The 13,652-nt window shown below is 72.2% G+C and carries 12 protein-coding genes; 5 read left to right on the plus strand and 7 right to left on the minus strand.

Annotated elements, in window-relative coordinates; translation table 11 throughout:
* Window positions 1-69 precede the first annotated feature (69 nt).
* Window positions 70-942 (minus strand): M24 family metallopeptidase, encoded by an 873-nt coding sequence (locus ACFW5B_RS00855; RefSeq protein ID WP_386431123.1) that lies wholly within the window; start codon window positions 940-942, stop codon window positions 70-72.
* Window positions 943-1,190: 248 nt separating this feature from the next.
* On the opposite strand from ACFW5B_RS00855, the gene ACFW5B_RS00860 reads away from it, so the two are divergent.
* The 4 genes from ACFW5B_RS00860 to ACFW5B_RS00875 all read left to right on the plus strand — a co-directional run bounded on the left by ACFW5B_RS00860 (window position 1,191) and on the right by ACFW5B_RS00875 (window position 4,970).
* Window positions 1,191-2,243 carry an ABC transporter ATP-binding protein gene (locus ACFW5B_RS00860; RefSeq protein WP_386431125.1) on the plus strand — a complete coding sequence of 351 codons (1,053 nt, stop codon included), beginning with the start codon at window positions 1,191-1,193 and terminating at the stop codon, window positions 2,241-2,243.
* A gap of 4 nt (window positions 2,244-2,247) precedes the next feature.
* Complete coding sequence (locus ACFW5B_RS00865) at window positions 2,248-3,159, plus strand: ABC transporter permease (RefSeq protein WP_386431127.1); 912 nt, start codon at window positions 2,248-2,250, stop codon at window positions 3,157-3,159.
* Window positions 3,160-3,262: 103 nt separating this feature from the next.
* Window positions 3,263-4,174 carry an ABC transporter ATP-binding protein gene (locus ACFW5B_RS00870; RefSeq protein ID WP_386431129.1) on the plus strand — a complete coding sequence of 304 codons (912 nt, stop codon included), beginning with the start codon at window positions 3,263-3,265 and terminating at the stop codon, window positions 4,172-4,174.
* A 22-nt stretch (window positions 4,175-4,196) separates the two neighbouring features.
* On the plus strand, window positions 4,197-4,970 hold the full coding sequence (locus ACFW5B_RS00875; RefSeq protein ID WP_386431131.1) for an ABC transporter permease subunit: 774 nt from the start codon (window positions 4,197-4,199) through the stop codon (window positions 4,968-4,970).
* Window positions 4,971-5,095: 125 nt separating this feature from the next.
* Here ACFW5B_RS00875 and mltG read toward each other — a convergent pair whose 3' ends face one another.
* From mltG to ACFW5B_RS00900, 5 genes are all read right to left on the minus strand, one after another.
* Complete coding sequence (mltG, locus tag ACFW5B_RS00880) at window positions 5,096-5,911, minus strand: endolytic transglycosylase MltG (protein ID WP_386431133.1); 816 nt, start codon at window positions 5,909-5,911, stop codon at window positions 5,096-5,098.
* Between the two features lie 201 nt (window positions 5,912-6,112).
* Window positions 6,113-7,384 (minus strand): CynX/NimT family MFS transporter, encoded by a 1,272-nt coding sequence (locus ACFW5B_RS00885; RefSeq protein WP_386431135.1) that lies wholly within the window; start codon window positions 7,382-7,384, stop codon window positions 6,113-6,115.
* Window positions 7,385-7,547: 163 nt separating this feature from the next.
* The gene (locus tag ACFW5B_RS00890; RefSeq protein ID WP_386431137.1) at window positions 7,548-8,294 is read right to left on the minus strand and encodes a FadR/GntR family transcriptional regulator; all 747 of its coding nucleotides are present in this window, start codon (window positions 8,292-8,294) and stop codon (window positions 7,548-7,550) included.
* A 321-nt stretch (window positions 8,295-8,615) separates the two neighbouring features.
* Window positions 8,616-10,001 (minus strand): diaminopimelate decarboxylase, encoded by a 1,386-nt coding sequence (gene lysA / locus ACFW5B_RS00895; RefSeq protein WP_386431139.1) that lies wholly within the window; start codon window positions 9,999-10,001, stop codon window positions 8,616-8,618.
* A 267-nt stretch (window positions 10,002-10,268) separates the two neighbouring features.
* Window positions 10,269-10,586: an SAV_915 family protein gene (locus ACFW5B_RS00900; protein ID WP_386431141.1), complete on the minus strand. Its 318-nt coding sequence runs from the start codon at window positions 10,584-10,586 to the stop codon at window positions 10,269-10,271.
* 323 nt (window positions 10,587-10,909) lie between these two features.
* Between ACFW5B_RS00900 and ACFW5B_RS00905 the strand changes: the two genes are divergently transcribed.
* Window positions 10,910-11,830: a MerR family transcriptional regulator gene (locus ACFW5B_RS00905; RefSeq protein WP_386431143.1), complete on the plus strand. Its 921-nt coding sequence runs from the start codon at window positions 10,910-10,912 to the stop codon at window positions 11,828-11,830.
* Window positions 11,831-12,050: 220 nt separating this feature from the next.
* On the opposite strand, the gene ACFW5B_RS00910 is transcribed toward ACFW5B_RS00905, so the two are convergent.
* The gene (locus ACFW5B_RS00910; RefSeq protein WP_386431145.1) at window positions 12,051-13,631 is read right to left on the minus strand and encodes an MFS transporter; all 1,581 of its coding nucleotides are present in this window, start codon (window positions 13,629-13,631) and stop codon (window positions 12,051-12,053) included.
* Between the last annotated feature and the right edge of the window lie 21 nt (window positions 13,632-13,652).

Here is a 13,652-nt window from a genome sequence, read left to right on the forward strand (position 1 = left end):
GACCTCTTCCCATGCGCCGGCCGCTTCCCGTACCCCCTCCCCGTCCCGTTCCCCGGCCCCGCCCCGTGTTCACGCGGCTTTCTCCTCTTGCCGGCGCCGTACATGCGGCAGATCGTCGTCCAGCCAGAAGGCACTTTCCTGCGGGTCCTTGGAGTCCGTGACGACCAGGATCTCCTCGAACTTCGCGCCCGTTCCCCGGAATCCGAGGTGGGGTTCGACCGCCCACAGACCGGGCTGCGGCGGATGGCCGGAGAAGCGGTACGGGCTCCACAGCGGGGACCAGCCGTCGCGGTGGCCGTGCAGGGCGTCGGAGGCCAGGCCCTTGAGGGACTGGGTGCCGAACCCGAAGAGCGTGGGGGACCAGCGGCGCTGCCGGACCCGGTCGATCTTGTGCGCGATGACACCGAAGGGGTGGGCGCGGTGGCGGTTGGCATAGCCCTGCCGCACCATCAGCCGGTCCACGTCCGCGTAGATCTCCCGCAGCGGCCTCCGTTCGCGCACCTCGCGCAGGATCAGCTCCCGGTGCGCCTCCAGGTCGGCGAGCAGCCGGTCGTGCACGGGGTTGAGGCCCAGACAGCCGGAGTAGCCGATATCGGCCGTGTAGCCGTTGTGGACGGGGGCCATATCCAGGATGAACGCCATCCCGGGCGCCAGCTCACGACCGGTGGGGAAGAACTGCAGCGGCACCCGGAAGCTGGTGAAGGCGGTGCGGTCGCCGAACCACGCGAACGGGAGATGGAACCAGTCCCGCACCCCGCGCTCGCGCAGCCACTCGCGCTGCATCCGCGCCGCCGCGCGCTCGGTCACTCCGGGCCGCAGCTGGGCGGCCACCGCCTCCGCGCAGGCATAGGCGAGCCGCTGGACCTCTCTGAACCCCCTTAGCCCGCTGGTGAGTTCTCCGGCTCGTGGGGGCACCGAAGTGGCTGAGGTGACTGAGGCCATCGCCAACCGTCCGTCCGTGAGACGCGCATCGCCATACGTACCCGTAACTTGACACCGATGAATGTGACAATGACCGGCGGCTGCGTCAAGGGGGCCGCACCTCCGCACAGCGGTCCGGACCTCCACACCCGAAGATCCGCTGTACGCACCGGCACCCCCTACGCCGGAGTAGCTCACAGCAGGAGACCCCTACGGGCACGTAATACCGCAGGGGGATGCGCATCCCATCGTTTGGGTTGACGACCGGTGTGGCCGGCGCCACTACCGTCGATGACGTGACTGTGATCGTGACCGAAAGCCTGAGCAAGCGGTTCCCGCGGGTGACCGCCTTGGACCGGCTCTCCGTTGACATCGCCCCCGGCGTAACGGGCCTGGTGGGTGCCAACGGCGCCGGAAAGTCCACTCTGATCAAGATCCTTCTCGGGTTGTCCCCGGCTACCGAAGGAACCGCCCACGTCCTCGGCCTGGACGTGACCACGGACGGCGCCGCCATCCGTGAGCGGGTCGGCTACATGCCCGAGCACGACTGCCTGCCGCCGGACGTCTCGGCCACCGAGTTCGTCGTGCACATGGCCCGGATGTCCGGCCTGCCGCCGACCGCCGCCCGCGAGCGCACCGCCGACACCCTGCGCCATGTCGGCCTCTACGAGGAGCGCTACCGCCCCATCGGCGGCTACTCCACCGGCATGAAGCAGCGGGTGAAGCTGGCCCAGGCGCTGGTCCACGACCCGCAGTTGGTGCTCCTCGACGAGCCCACCAACGGCCTCGACCCCGCCGGGCGGGACGAGATGCTCGGCCTGATCCGCCGCGTCCACACCGACTTCGGGATCTCCGTCCTGGTGACCTCCCACCTCCTCGGTGAGCTGGAGCGCACCTGTGACCATGTCGTCGTCATCGACGGCGGCAAGCTGCTGCGGTCCTCTGCCACCGACGAGTTCACGCAGGTCACGGCCTCGCTGGCGGTCGAGGTCACGGACACCGACGCCCATCCGGACGGCACCGAGGCGCTCCGTGCGGCCCTGACCGCGGCCGGTGCCGCGGTGACCACCCACGCCCCCGGCTCCGAGGGCCTCGCCGCCTCCGGCCACCTCCTGTATGTCGAGGCGGCCGGCGAGGAGACGTACGACCTGGTGCGGGACACCGTCGCCGGACTCGGGCTCGGGCTGATCCGGATGGAACAGCGCCGCCACAAGATCGCCGAGGTCTTCCGCGACGCGGACGCCGCGCAAGCCGCCGCCACCGCAGGCGCCCCGGGCGCCCCGTATGCCACCCAGGACGGAGGCGCCCACGATGTCGCCTGAGCCCATGACGTCCGCGCACCCGGCGTCCCCCTCCGGCGCGCCCGCCGACGCCTACATCCACAACATCGGCTACCGCCACTACGACGGCCCCCGGCTGGGCCGCGCCTACGCCCGCCGGTCGCTGTTCTCGCAGAGCCTGCGCGGTGCCTACGGTCTGGGCCGCTCGCCCAAGAGCAAGGTGCTGCCGCTGCTGCTCTTCGCCACGATGTGCCTGACCGCCGCGATCATGGTGGCGGTGACGGTGGTCACCAAGGCCGGGGCCCTCCCGGTCGGCTACTCCCGCTTCGCCATCTACCTCCAGGCCGTCATCGGCCTGTATCTGGCCTCCCAGGCCCCGCAGTCGGTCTCCCGCGACCTGCGGTTCAAGTCCATACCGCTGTATTTCTCCCGGCCCATCGAGCGGGTCGACTACGTGCTCTCGAAGTTCGCGGCCATGGCCGCCGCCCTGTTCATCCTCACCGGCGTACCGCTGCTGATCCTCTACATCGGCGCGCTGCTGGCGAAGCTGGACTTCCTCGACCAGACCAAGGGTCTGGGGCAAGGACTGGTCTCCGTGGCACTGCTCTCGCTGCTGTTCGCCGGAATAGGCCTGGTCGTCTCCGCGGTCACCCCGCGTCGCGGCTTCGGCGTCGCCGCCGTGATCGCCGTCCTCGCCATTCCGTACGCCGCGGTGAGCGCGGTCCAGGGCATCGCCTTCGTCCAGGGCAACGAGGCCGCCGTCGGCTGGCTGGGGCTGTTCTCCCCCGTCACGCTGATCGACGGAGTGCAGTCGACCTTCCTCGGCGGCAGCAGCTCGTTCCCCAACGGCCTGGCCCCGACCAACGGCGCCGGAGTCGTCTATCTCCTGGTGACGCTGGCCGTCATCGTCGGCTGCTATGCGCTCCTGATGCGCCGCTACCGAAAGGCCGGCCTGTGACCTCCCACCCGTCACCCACCACCGCCCTTCCCGGGGACGGGCTGCGCCGCTGCGCCTCCTGCCCGTCGCCCGCCACCACCCTCCGAAGGAATGGGCCGCGCCCATGACGACTCTGCACATCGACCATGTCTCACGCTGGTTCGGCAATGTCGTTGCCGTCAACGACATCACGATGACCATCGGCCCCGGCGTGACCGGCCTGCTCGGCCCCAACGGCGCCGGAAAGTCCACCCTCATCAATATGATGGGCGGCTTCCTCGCCCCCTCCAACGGCTCCGTCACCCTCGACGGGACGACGATCTGGCGCAACGCCGGCATCTACCGCCACCTCGGCCTCGTCCCGGAGCGCGAGGCGATGTACGACTTCCTCACGGGGCGTGAATTCGTGCTCGCCAACGCCGAGTTGCACGGCCTCGGCCGGGCCGAGGCGGCCAGGGCACTGGCCACCGTCGAGATGGAGTACGCCCAGGACCGCAAGATCGCGACGTACAGCAAGGGCATGCGGCAGCGCGTGAAGATGGCGTCCGCGCTGGTCCACGACCCGTCGGTGCTGCTGCTGGACGAGCCGTTCAACGGTATGGACCCGCGCCAGCGGATGCAGCTGATGGAGCTGCTGCGGCGGATGGGGGACGAGGGCCGTACGGTCCTGTTCTCCTCGCACATCCTCGAAGAGGTCGAGCAACTCGCCACGCACATCGAGGTGGTGGTGGCGGGACGGCACGCCGCGTCCGGTGACTTCCGCAAGATCCGCCGGCTGATGACGGACCGCCCGCACCGCTATCTCGTCCGGTCCGACAACGACCGGGCGCTGGCCGGTGCACTGATCGCCGACCCCTCGACGGCCGGTATCGAGGTGGACCTCACCGAGGGCGCGCTGCGCATCCAGGCGGTCGACTTCGGCCGCTTCACCGAACTCCTGCCGCGGGTCGCCCGCGACCACGGCATCCGCCTTCTGACGGTCTCGCCCTCCGACGAGTCGCTGGAATCCGTCTTCTCCTACCTCGTAGCGGCCTGAGGCCTGAAAGGAGCCCTGACGCATGTCCACGACCACTCCGACGGCCCGGACCGCGCCCCCCGCGCCCAAGGCCTCGCTCTTCCACCCGACCGTCGCCCGGCTCACCTACCGCGCCCTGCTCGGCCGGCGGCGGGCCCTGATCCTCTTCGTGCTGCCCGCGCTGCTGCTGGTGCTCGCGGTGGCCGTCCGGGTGCTGGCCGGCGCCGATGACACCACCGCGGGCGGCATCCTGGGCGGTTTCGCGCTGGGCACGATGGTGCCGCTGATCGGCGTCATCGCCGGTACGGGCGCGATCGGCCCGGAGATCGACGACGGCTCGGTGGTCTATCTGCTGGCCAAGCCGGTGTCCCGGCCGACGATCATCGTCACCAAACTCCTGGTCGCGATAGGCATCACGGTCGCCTTCTCCGCCCTCCCCGTCCTGCTCGCCGGCTTCCTCCTCAACGGCAACAGCCAGCAGATGGCCGTGGGATACGCGGTGGCGGCGGCCGTCGCCTCGGTCGCCTACAGCGCCCTCTTCCTGCTCTTCGGCACGATCAGCCGGCACGCCGTCGTGTTCGGCCTGGTCTACGCCGTGATCTGGGAGGCGTTCGTGGGGACGCTCATACCGGGCGCCAAGACCCTCAGCATCCAGCAGTGGGCGCTGGCGGTCGGCCAGAAGGCGGCCGCGGACGGTGCGCTCACCTCCACTGTCGAACTGCCGCTCGCCGTCTGCCTGCTGGTGGCGCTCACGACCGCCGCCACCTGGTACGCCGCCCGTTGCCTGAAGGGACTGACGCTGGCGGGCGAGGAGTAGGCACGTCCCGGCGGCGGGGCAACGGGGGCGCAGCCTCATCCGGAGTGCCGCCGCCCGGAGTCGTGCCGCGGTTCTGCCGTCCTGGAGTCCTGCCGCCCCGGGCCCGTCGGCTCAGGGGACCGCGGCTAAGCCCCGCTCCCGCCGCTGCGCTGCCGCGCGTTGAACTCGCGCACATTGCGCAGATGTTCCTGGTAGTCGGCGGTGAAGCGGGTATCGCCCGGTTTGACCGTGACGAAGTAGAGCCAGCCGCCGACGGGCGGCGCACCGGCCGCCTTCAGTGCGTCCGCGCCGGGATTGTCGATCGGCGTCGGCGGCAGACCCTGATTGCGGTAGGTGTTGTACGGGCTCCTGGTCCTGATATCGGCGTGGCTGGTGTGGAGCGTGCTGCGGCCCAGCGCGTAGTTGATCGTCGAGTCCATCTGCAGCGGCATGTGGTGGGCGAGCCGGTTGTCGATGACCCGGGCGACCTTGCCCATATCGGCCGGCCGGTCCGCCTCGGCCTGCACGATGCTGGCGATCATGAGCGTCCGGTAGGAGGTGACGTGGTCGGCCGCGAGGCGCTCGTTGGCGGTCTTGACCATGTAGGAGAGCAGCGACGCCGGGGTGGTGTCCGAGTCGATCGGATAGGTCGCCGGGAAGAGGTAGCCCTCCGGATTGCCCTTCGCCTCGGCCGGCAGCGGGAGGTCGGCGCGCTCGGCGGCCTTCGCGGTGGACCCGGCGGGTACGTGCAGCGCCTTGTCGACGGCGGCGTAGACCTGGGCGGCCCGTTGCCCCTCCGGGACGGTCAGCGTCTGCCCGGGGCCGCGCAGCAGCCGCGGCAGCAGCAGAACGGCCAGGACGATCAGCACGACCAGGACACTCAGCACGGCCACAAGAACGAGCCGGCCGGTGCGGGAGAACCGCGGACCTGGCCGGCGAACGGTGTGCGGGGCATCGCTCATGGGGAGCACGGTAGGCGAGACCGCCGGGGCGCGGGGCGGCCACCGCCGGATCGTTGCCGACCACGAAGATCCTTCACCAGCTCGCCATGCGCCCGCCACCTGCGACGTTGCGGGGAGGCCCGGCAGAGGCGGAGTACGGTACCGACCGGTCGCTCACGCAGGGTTGCCGTCTCTTTGCTCCGCCGCCACCGACCCCGCCCGTCACCCGATGCGGCGGTCCCGGCCCGCGCCCATGCCCAGCAGTGCGAGGCCGGCGCAGACGGCGAGGAGCAGTGCGAGGGGGACGGTCCAGCCGCCGGTGGCCTGGTGGACGGCGCCGAGCGCCAGCGGGCCGACGGCGGCCAGAAGGTAACCGCCGGTCTGTGCCATACCGGACAGGCGGGCGGCGGTGTGGGCGTCGCCCGTGCGCAGCACCATCATCGTCAGGGCCAGGCCCAGCGCACCGCCCTGCCCGATGCCGAGCAGCACGGCCCACAGCCAGGCACCGGCCACCGGCGCCACCAGCAGACCTGTGACGCCGCAGGCCATCAGCGCGGACACGGCCACTCCCAGCAGCCGCTGCCGCCGCATCCGTCCCGCCAGCACCGGCACCACGAACGAACCGGCCATCTGCAACAGCGTGCTGAAGGCGAAGACCAGCCCCGCTTCGCCCTTGCCCATGCCGTGGTCGGTGAAGATCGTCGGCATCCAGGCGATCGACACGTACGCGATCAGCGACTGCGAACCCATGAAGAGCGTGACCTGCCAGGCCAGCGGGGAGCGGCTCAGCCGCGGGCCGTCCCCGGCGGGGTGCGCGGGGGTGGCCGCGGCCGCGCCGTGGCGAGTGCCGCGCCGGGCCATGAGCGTCTGCGGAATCCAGACGGCCGCGGCGACGGCGGCCAGCAGCGCCCAGGAGACCAGCGAGCCCTGCCAGCCGCCGAGCGCCTTCTCCATCGGCACGGCGGAGGCGGCGGACACGCTCGCACCCAGGATCATCGCGGTCGAGTACAGCGCGGTCATGCCCGCCGCCCGCTCCGGGAAGTCCCGCTTGATCAGGCCCGGCATCAGCACGTTCAGCAGGGCTATCGCCGAGCCGACCACCGCACACCCGGCGAACAGCGCGACCACCGGCGGCGCGATCCGCAGCACGATGCCGCCGCACAGCGCCACCAGCGCCCCGCAGAGCACCGTCTCCGTGCCCCAGCGGCGCGCCAGCCTCGGCGCGACGATCGAACCGAGGCCCATGAAGATCAGCGGGATCGTCGTCACCAGGCTGCTGGCGGTCGCGTTCAGCCGGAAGTGTGCGCCGATCTCACTGAGCAGCGGGGAGACCCCGGCCAGCGCCGCCCGCATGTTGAGCGCGGCCAGCACGATCCCGGCCATGATCAGCGCGGGGTGGGAACGCAGCCGGCGGCGGGCCGCGGCGACCGGCGGTGCCGCGAGAAGATCCTCCTCGGCATCGATCAAGGGAACTTCGGACCTGGGCCCTGCCATGCGCATACCTCGTCAGGAGTCAAGGGTGGGGTGGGGAAGGGGAGATGAGTGGTGTACGGGGCGGACGGAGACGGCGGGACGGAAGGGCCGAAGGGGCCGAAGGGAGGGAAGGGGCGGGGGAGTTGGGGAGCCGGTGGGGGAAAGCCGTAAGGGGCAACGACCCTCAGTGGGTGGGGCCAGGAGGGCTTCCGCGGCCCTCAGTGGGGGCGGCCAGGAGGGCTTCCACGGCCCGCTTCGGCTTCTCCAGCAGGTCCCGGGTGGCCCGCTCCGCGGCTTCCGGGTCGCCCGCCGCGATCGCGTCCAGCACCGCGCGGTGATCGCCGTGCGCGACCCTCGGCATCGCCTGGTCGTCGAGCGCGCTGACCAGCGCCTCCCGCACCGAGCTGCTGAACCAGTCGTAGGTCGCCGTCAGCGCGGCGTTGTGCGCGGCCTCGACGACGGCCTTGTGGAAGGCGACGTCATGATCGGCATAGAGCTCCAGGCGGCCCGAGCCGGGCTGTCCCTCCGCGTCCGCCATCGAGGCCTGGGCGTTCAGGGCGGTCCGCATCCGTTCCAGATCGTCGGGCCGGTGGCGCTGTGCGGCCAGCCGGGCGGCCTCCGCCTCCAGCGCGATCCGCAGCTCCAATACGTCGCGGATGCCCGCCCGTTGGATGCCGCGCATGATGTCGCCAGGGTCCGCGGTGGAGACGACGAAGGTGCCTTCGCCCTGGCGTGAGCGCAGCATCCCGGCGTGGACCAGGACCCGTACCGCCTCGCGCACGGTGTTGCGGCCGACCTGGAGCTGCTCGGCGAGCGCATGCTCGGTGGGAATCCGGGACCCCACCTTCCACTCCCCGGCCGTCAGCTGGGACCGCAATGCCTCGACGACGGTGTCCACCAGGGATTGCCGTCCTGCTGCCTGCAGTGCCATGTCCATTCCGTCCGCGTCGATGAATCCGTAGGGGGCGATGAGCCCGAGGCGTCCATGAACCACTAAGGGGCGTAGGGGCTCCAGGGCCGGCAGGGACGGCTCGGTCAGGGACCATTCGGTCCCGCGACCCCCGACCCATCCGGTTGCCCAGTCATCCTACAACTGATGGATTCATCGTACATGGAAGCGCGAGGGCGCACCGCCGCGCCCACGTCGAGGGGCCCGCCCCCCAGGCTCTGCGGCGGCGGGCCGCTCGACTGGCGCTCACCTCCCGGTCGCGCCCGCAACCGGACGACCGGGCTCACCACTCCACGATCACGCTCACAACCCGATGTCCCGCTCCTGGATGTCCGCGAGCGATTCGCGCCGTACGAGAAGGCGGGCACGGCCTTCGGTGACGGCGATGACCGGCGGCCGGCCGACGAGGTTGTAGCCGGAGGCCATCGAGAGGTGGTACGCGCCGGCGACGGGTACGGCCAGCAGGTCGCCGGGGCGGAGGTCGCCGGGCAACTGCGCGTCGGCGGCGAGCACATCGCCGGCCTCGCAGTGCCGTCCGACGACGGTGACCGCCTCCGGCGCGGCCGCCGAGGCGCGGCCGACCAGCCGTGGCGCATAGCGCACCCCGTAAAGCGCGGGGCGCGGGTTGTCGCTCATTCCGCCGTCCACCGCCACGAAGGTGTGGTCGCCGGTCCGTTTGACGGCCAGCACCCGGTAGAGGACGACTCCGGCCGGGCCCGCGATGGCGCGGCCGGGTTCGACGGCGAGCCGTGGCACCGGGAGGCCGGCCGCCGCGCAGCCGCCGGCCAGTTCGGCGCGGATCCTGGTGCCGAGGGAGGCGAGGTCGAGCGCGGGTTCGCCCGGGCGGTAGGCGACGCCGTGGCCGCCGCCGAGATCCAGTTCGGGCAGCGTGACGCCGTGGTGCTCCCGTACCCGGGCCAGCAGTCCGATCAGCCGCCGTACCGCTGACAGATACGGCTTGACGGTGGTGATCTGCGAACCCAAGTGGCAGTGCAGTCCGGTCAGTTCGAGGCGGGGCCGGCTGAGTACCCGGGCGATGGCGTGCTGCGCGGACCCGTCGGCGATCGACAGGCCGAACTTCTGGTCGTCGGTCCCGGTCCGGATCTTGGCGTGGCCACCGGCGGCGATCCCCGGCACGACCCGGATCAGCACCTTCTGGCGGCTGCCCGCCGGGACCGAGGCGGCCAGCCGGGCGATCTCCGAGGTGCTGTCGATGACGATCCGGCCGACGCCCAGCCGCAGCGCGGCCCGCAGGTCGGCCGGGCTCTTGGCGTTGCCGTGCAGCACCATCCGCGCGGGCGGAAAGCCGGTGGTGACGGCCAACTCCAGCTCGCCGGCGGAGCAGACGTCCAGCCCCAGGCCCTCCTCCTGCACCCAGTGCACCATCGCGCGGCACAGGAAGGCCTTGGCCGCGTAGTAGACCTCGGTGTCAGGGAAGGCCCTTAGGTAGGCGCGGCAGCGCCGGCGCACCTCGTCCTCGTCCAGGACGTAGGCGGGGGTGCCGAAGCGGTCGGCCAACTCGGTGAGCGGGACACCGCCGACGGCGACGTCGTCCCGGCCGACCGGCGTCGCGGAGGCGGGCCAGACGGACCGCGGCCCGCTGCCGGACGGCGTCCGGGCGGGGGTAACGGGTGGGGGAACTGCGTCGGTTGCTGGTGAGGGCGTCCCGGGGCTACCCGTCGGGGGCATCACGGTGTTACCCGTCGGGGGCGACACGCCGTCACCCGTCGAGGGCGACACGGTGGTGGCGAGCGGGGGCGCCCCGGGGCTGTCCGACACGGCCGGCGGCGGGGCACCGGCCCCACGGGCAGTGGCCCCAAGGGCACCGGCCCCCTGGACACCGGCCCCCTCGGTACCGGCCCCGAGGACACCGGCCCCATCGGCTCCGGTCCGGTGAACACCGCCCCCATGGGCGGTCAGGGGAAGCGTGCGCTGACTCATCGCGACGGCCTTCCCTCAGGCGACCCGTAGGTGATGACCACAGGGGAACTCCGGGACGAACCGGGGATCGATGGTCAGGGCCGTCGCTCCGACGGGTTCGGCCAGCGCCCGCAGGGCGGGTTCGGAGAGCCGGACCCAGGGCTGGCCGCCGCCCAGGGCCGCGGCCAGCCGCTGCGGGGAGGTGAAGGCGACGGCGGTACGGCCGCCGCGCGGCGTGCGGAACAGGCGGGCCGTGCAGCCCGCGGGGCCCGACCGGACGGGGACGAACAGCGGCCCGGCCGGGACCCGATCATCGGCAGGTTCGGGATCTTCCGCGTACAGAGGGTGGGACACGGCGTTGCTCCTCGGACAGAACATCGGCCCCGGACCGGTGGGAAGTGCGACGCCGGGGCCCGGCTCTGACGCTATGCCCGGCAAACGGGACATCCCGTGGGTCGCTGACGCGTCATTGACGGGTTGCGGACGCTACTTGACGCGATGCTGCCGCCCGCTGGCCGATTGTGCGCCGCGGGTGACTCCACGGCATCTGCCGCTCGGCACGGGCAGCCGAGCCCCTTCCCGGCGCCCGTCGCGTCTCCCTCCGCCACCCGGTCCATCCCCCGTGGACCGCCGCGCTTGACCTTGACACTGTGGAAAGCACTCCACTGGAAGGCGTCATGTTCACCATCGGAGACTTCGCCCAATACGGCCGGGTGTCGGCGCGCATGCTGCGCCATTACGACGCCATCGGGCTGCTGCGCCCGGCCCGTACCGACCCCGTCAGCGGCTACCGCTACTACGAAGCGGCCCAGCTCGCCCGCCTCAACCGCATCATCGCGCTCAAGGACCTCGGGTTCAGCCTCCAGCAGGTGGGGGCGGTCCTGGCCGAGGAGGTGAGCGTGCCGGAGCTGCGCGGCATGCTGCGGCTGCGGCAGGTGGAGCTGGAGGCGGCGCTGACGGCGGCGGGTGCGCGGCTGGCGCAGGTCGAGGCGAGGCTCCGGACGATCGAGAGCGAGGGACGGATGTCTGCCGACGATGTGGTGGTCAAGCGCACCGGAACGGTGCTGCTCGCGGAGCTCAGCGGGATCGCCGCCAGTTACGGGCCCGAGGACATCGGCCCGGTGATCACGCCGCTCTACGCCGAGCTGTGCCGGCTGCTGGAGACGGCGGGGGTGTCCCCTGTCGGGCCGGGGCTGGCGTACTACGAGGACGCGACGGAGGCGGGGGAGCGGAGCGAGCGGCCGGCCGGAGGGAGCGACGGCCAGGACGCCATCGTCGTGCACGCGGGGATGGTGATCACCGAAGAGGCCCTGGCCAAGGCCGGCGCCAAGACTGGCGGCACCCCCGGGCGGCCGGGCAGCCCCACCCCCACCGGCCTCGGCTTCGACGTCGTCACCCTGCCCGGCCTGGACAGCGCCGCCACCGTGGTGCACCACGGCCCGATGAGCCGGATTCTGCCGACCGCCCAGAATCTCGCGCACTGGATCGACGCCAACGGCTATCGCTCCGCCGGGTACGCCCGCGAGCTGTACCTGGAGTGCCCACCGGACCAGGAGAGGTGGATCACGGAGCTCCAGGAGCCGGTGGTCAGGGTGTAACGCCGGGCCGGGGAACCGGGCCCGCCCCAGTGCATCACGCCCGGCCCGACAGCACGGCGTGACGCCATGCCCGCCGGCACCGCCCTCACAGCCCGCCCTGCTCCGCCGTCGCCCGCCCAGGGCGGCAACCCGGAACCGCATACGGCCGTAGGGTTCCGGGTGCCGACCCGTATGCCCGGCATGCTCCGAGCCGGCCGCGCTTCCCGGCCGATGCCGCCGGCTACGCGCTGCCGGCCGCCCCCGCCGGAGCGGCCGCCCCTTGCGCCCTCGCCCGGTCCCCCGCGCCGTCGCCGCCCGCCCCGCGCCGTACGACGGCCAGGACCAGCAGCCCGCCGGCCAGTGCCACCGTCCCGGAGAGCAGCAGGATGTCGGTCAGGCCGGTGACATGGGCGGCGGCGACGGTCGTGCGGGAGGCGCCGGGGCGGACGTCGTGCAGGGCGGCGGTGAAGACGGTGCCGAGGGCCGCGATGCCCAGGGCGTAGCCCAGCTGGTTGAAGGTGTTCACGGCGCCGCTCGCCATCCCCGCCCGCTCCGGGGGTGCCACGCCGAGCGCCGCCGGGACCAGGACCGGCATCGCCGCCCCAATACCGAGCCCGCACACCGCGAGGCCGGGGACCAGCGCCGCCCAGCCGGCGTCGTCGTCCAGCAGCGCGTACTCCAGCAGCACCCCGGAACCCACCAGCAACATGCCGACACCGACGGGAAGTTGGGGCGCCATTCGCTGGAGCAGCCGACCGCCCAGCGCACCGACCAGCAGCGACACCAGGGCCATCGGCGTCGCCGCGAGCCCTGCCTGCACCGGGCTCAGGCCGAGGACGTTCTGCACCCACAGCCCGGCGAAGGTGAGATACGGGAACGCCGCGGCCTGCAGCAGCATGGCCGCCGCCAGCAGCGCCGCGAACGCGGGGCGACGCAGCAGCCTCAGGTCCAGCAGCGGCCGGCGCATCCGCAGTTCGACGGCGACGAACACCAGCAGCGCGAGCGCCGCCCCGCCGAGCGCGGTGACCGTACCGGGCTCCGTCCAGCCCTGCTCACCGCCGTGCATCAGCCCGTACGTGAGCCCGCCCGCGCAGGCCGTGAAGCACGCGGCACCGGGCCAGTCGATGCGGCGGGTCACGGGCGTATCCGGGGTGTCCTCTACGGAGCCCGTTCGAGGACAGGGGAGTTCGCCGTGCGACTCGGGCACCCGGCGCACCGTGATCCACACCGCGACTGCGGCCAACGGCAGATTGACCAGGAAGATCGCCCGCCAGTCCACGTACTCGGTGAGCAAGCCGCCCAGTACGGGCCCGATCGCGGCCGCGGCGCCGTTGGTGCCGCCCCAGACGCCGAACGCCACGCCCCGGTCCCGGCCCTGATAAGTGGCCATCAGCAGCGGGGTGTTGGTCGCGAACATCGCCGCCGCTCCTGCGCCCTGTACCGCGCGGGCCGCGATCAGGAAGCCGGCGTCCGGGGCCAGACCGCAGGCCAGCGAGGCGAGCGCGAACAGGGCCAGCCCGGCGACATACAGCCGGCGCGGCCCGTAGAGGTCCGCGGCTGAGCCGGCCACCATCAGGAGCGCGGCCAGCGCCAGTGCGTAGATGTCCAGCACCCACTGGAGCGAGGTGAGGGTGGCGCCCAGGCCGTCGGCTATCCGGGGCAGTGCGGTGTTCACGATCGTCACATCGACCAGCAGCAGGACGTTGCCGAGAGCGATGGCGGCCAGTGGCCACCATTTCCGGGCCGGTCCGCCGCCCGGCTCCCCGCCCGCGCCCGGCGCCCGGCCGCCCGCCGCGGTCCCCTTCCCGGGTGTGCTCCGCATGTTTTTTCTCCTCCGTCGGTA

Source organism: Streptomyces sp. NPDC058773, from assembly GCF_042746015.1.
GTDB lineage: Bacteria > Actinomycetota > Actinomycetes > Streptomycetales > Streptomycetaceae > Streptomyces.

Bases quoted from the DNA above. Each gene is read 5' to 3' on its own strand.
- ACFW5B_RS00855 (WP_386431123.1), bottom strand. From the start codon at position 942: ATGGCCTCAGTCACCTCAGCCACTTCGGTGCCCCCACGAGCCGGAGAA.
- ACFW5B_RS00865 (WP_386431127.1), top strand. From the start codon at position 2,248: ATGACGTCCGCGCACCCGGCGTCCCCCTCCGGCGCGCCCGCCGACGCC.
- ACFW5B_RS00870 (WP_386431129.1), top strand. From the start codon at position 3,263: ATGACGACTCTGCACATCGACCATGTCTCACGCTGGTTCGGCAATGTC.
- ACFW5B_RS00875 (WP_386431131.1), top strand. From the start codon at position 4,197: ATGTCCACGACCACTCCGACGGCCCGGACCGCGCCCCCCGCGCCCAAG.
- mltG (WP_386431133.1), bottom strand. From the start codon at position 5,911: ATGAGCGATGCCCCGCACACCGTTCGCCGGCCAGGTCCGCGGTTCTCC.
- ACFW5B_RS00885 (WP_386431135.1), bottom strand. From the start codon at position 7,384: ATGGCAGGGCCCAGGTCCGAAGTTCCCTTGATCGATGCCGAGGAGGAT.
- ACFW5B_RS00890 (WP_386431137.1), bottom strand. From the start codon at position 8,294: ATGGCACTGCAGGCAGCAGGACGGCAATCCCTGGTGGACACCGTCGTC.
- lysA (WP_386431139.1), bottom strand. From the start codon at position 10,001: ATGCCCCCGACGGGTAGCCCCGGGACGCCCTCACCAGCAACCGACGCA.
- ACFW5B_RS00905 (WP_386431143.1), top strand. From the start codon at position 10,910: ATGTTCACCATCGGAGACTTCGCCCAATACGGCCGGGTGTCGGCGCGC.
- ACFW5B_RS00910 (WP_386431145.1), bottom strand. From the start codon at position 13,631: ATGCGGAGCACACCCGGGAAGGGGACCGCGGCGGGCGGCCGGGCGCCG.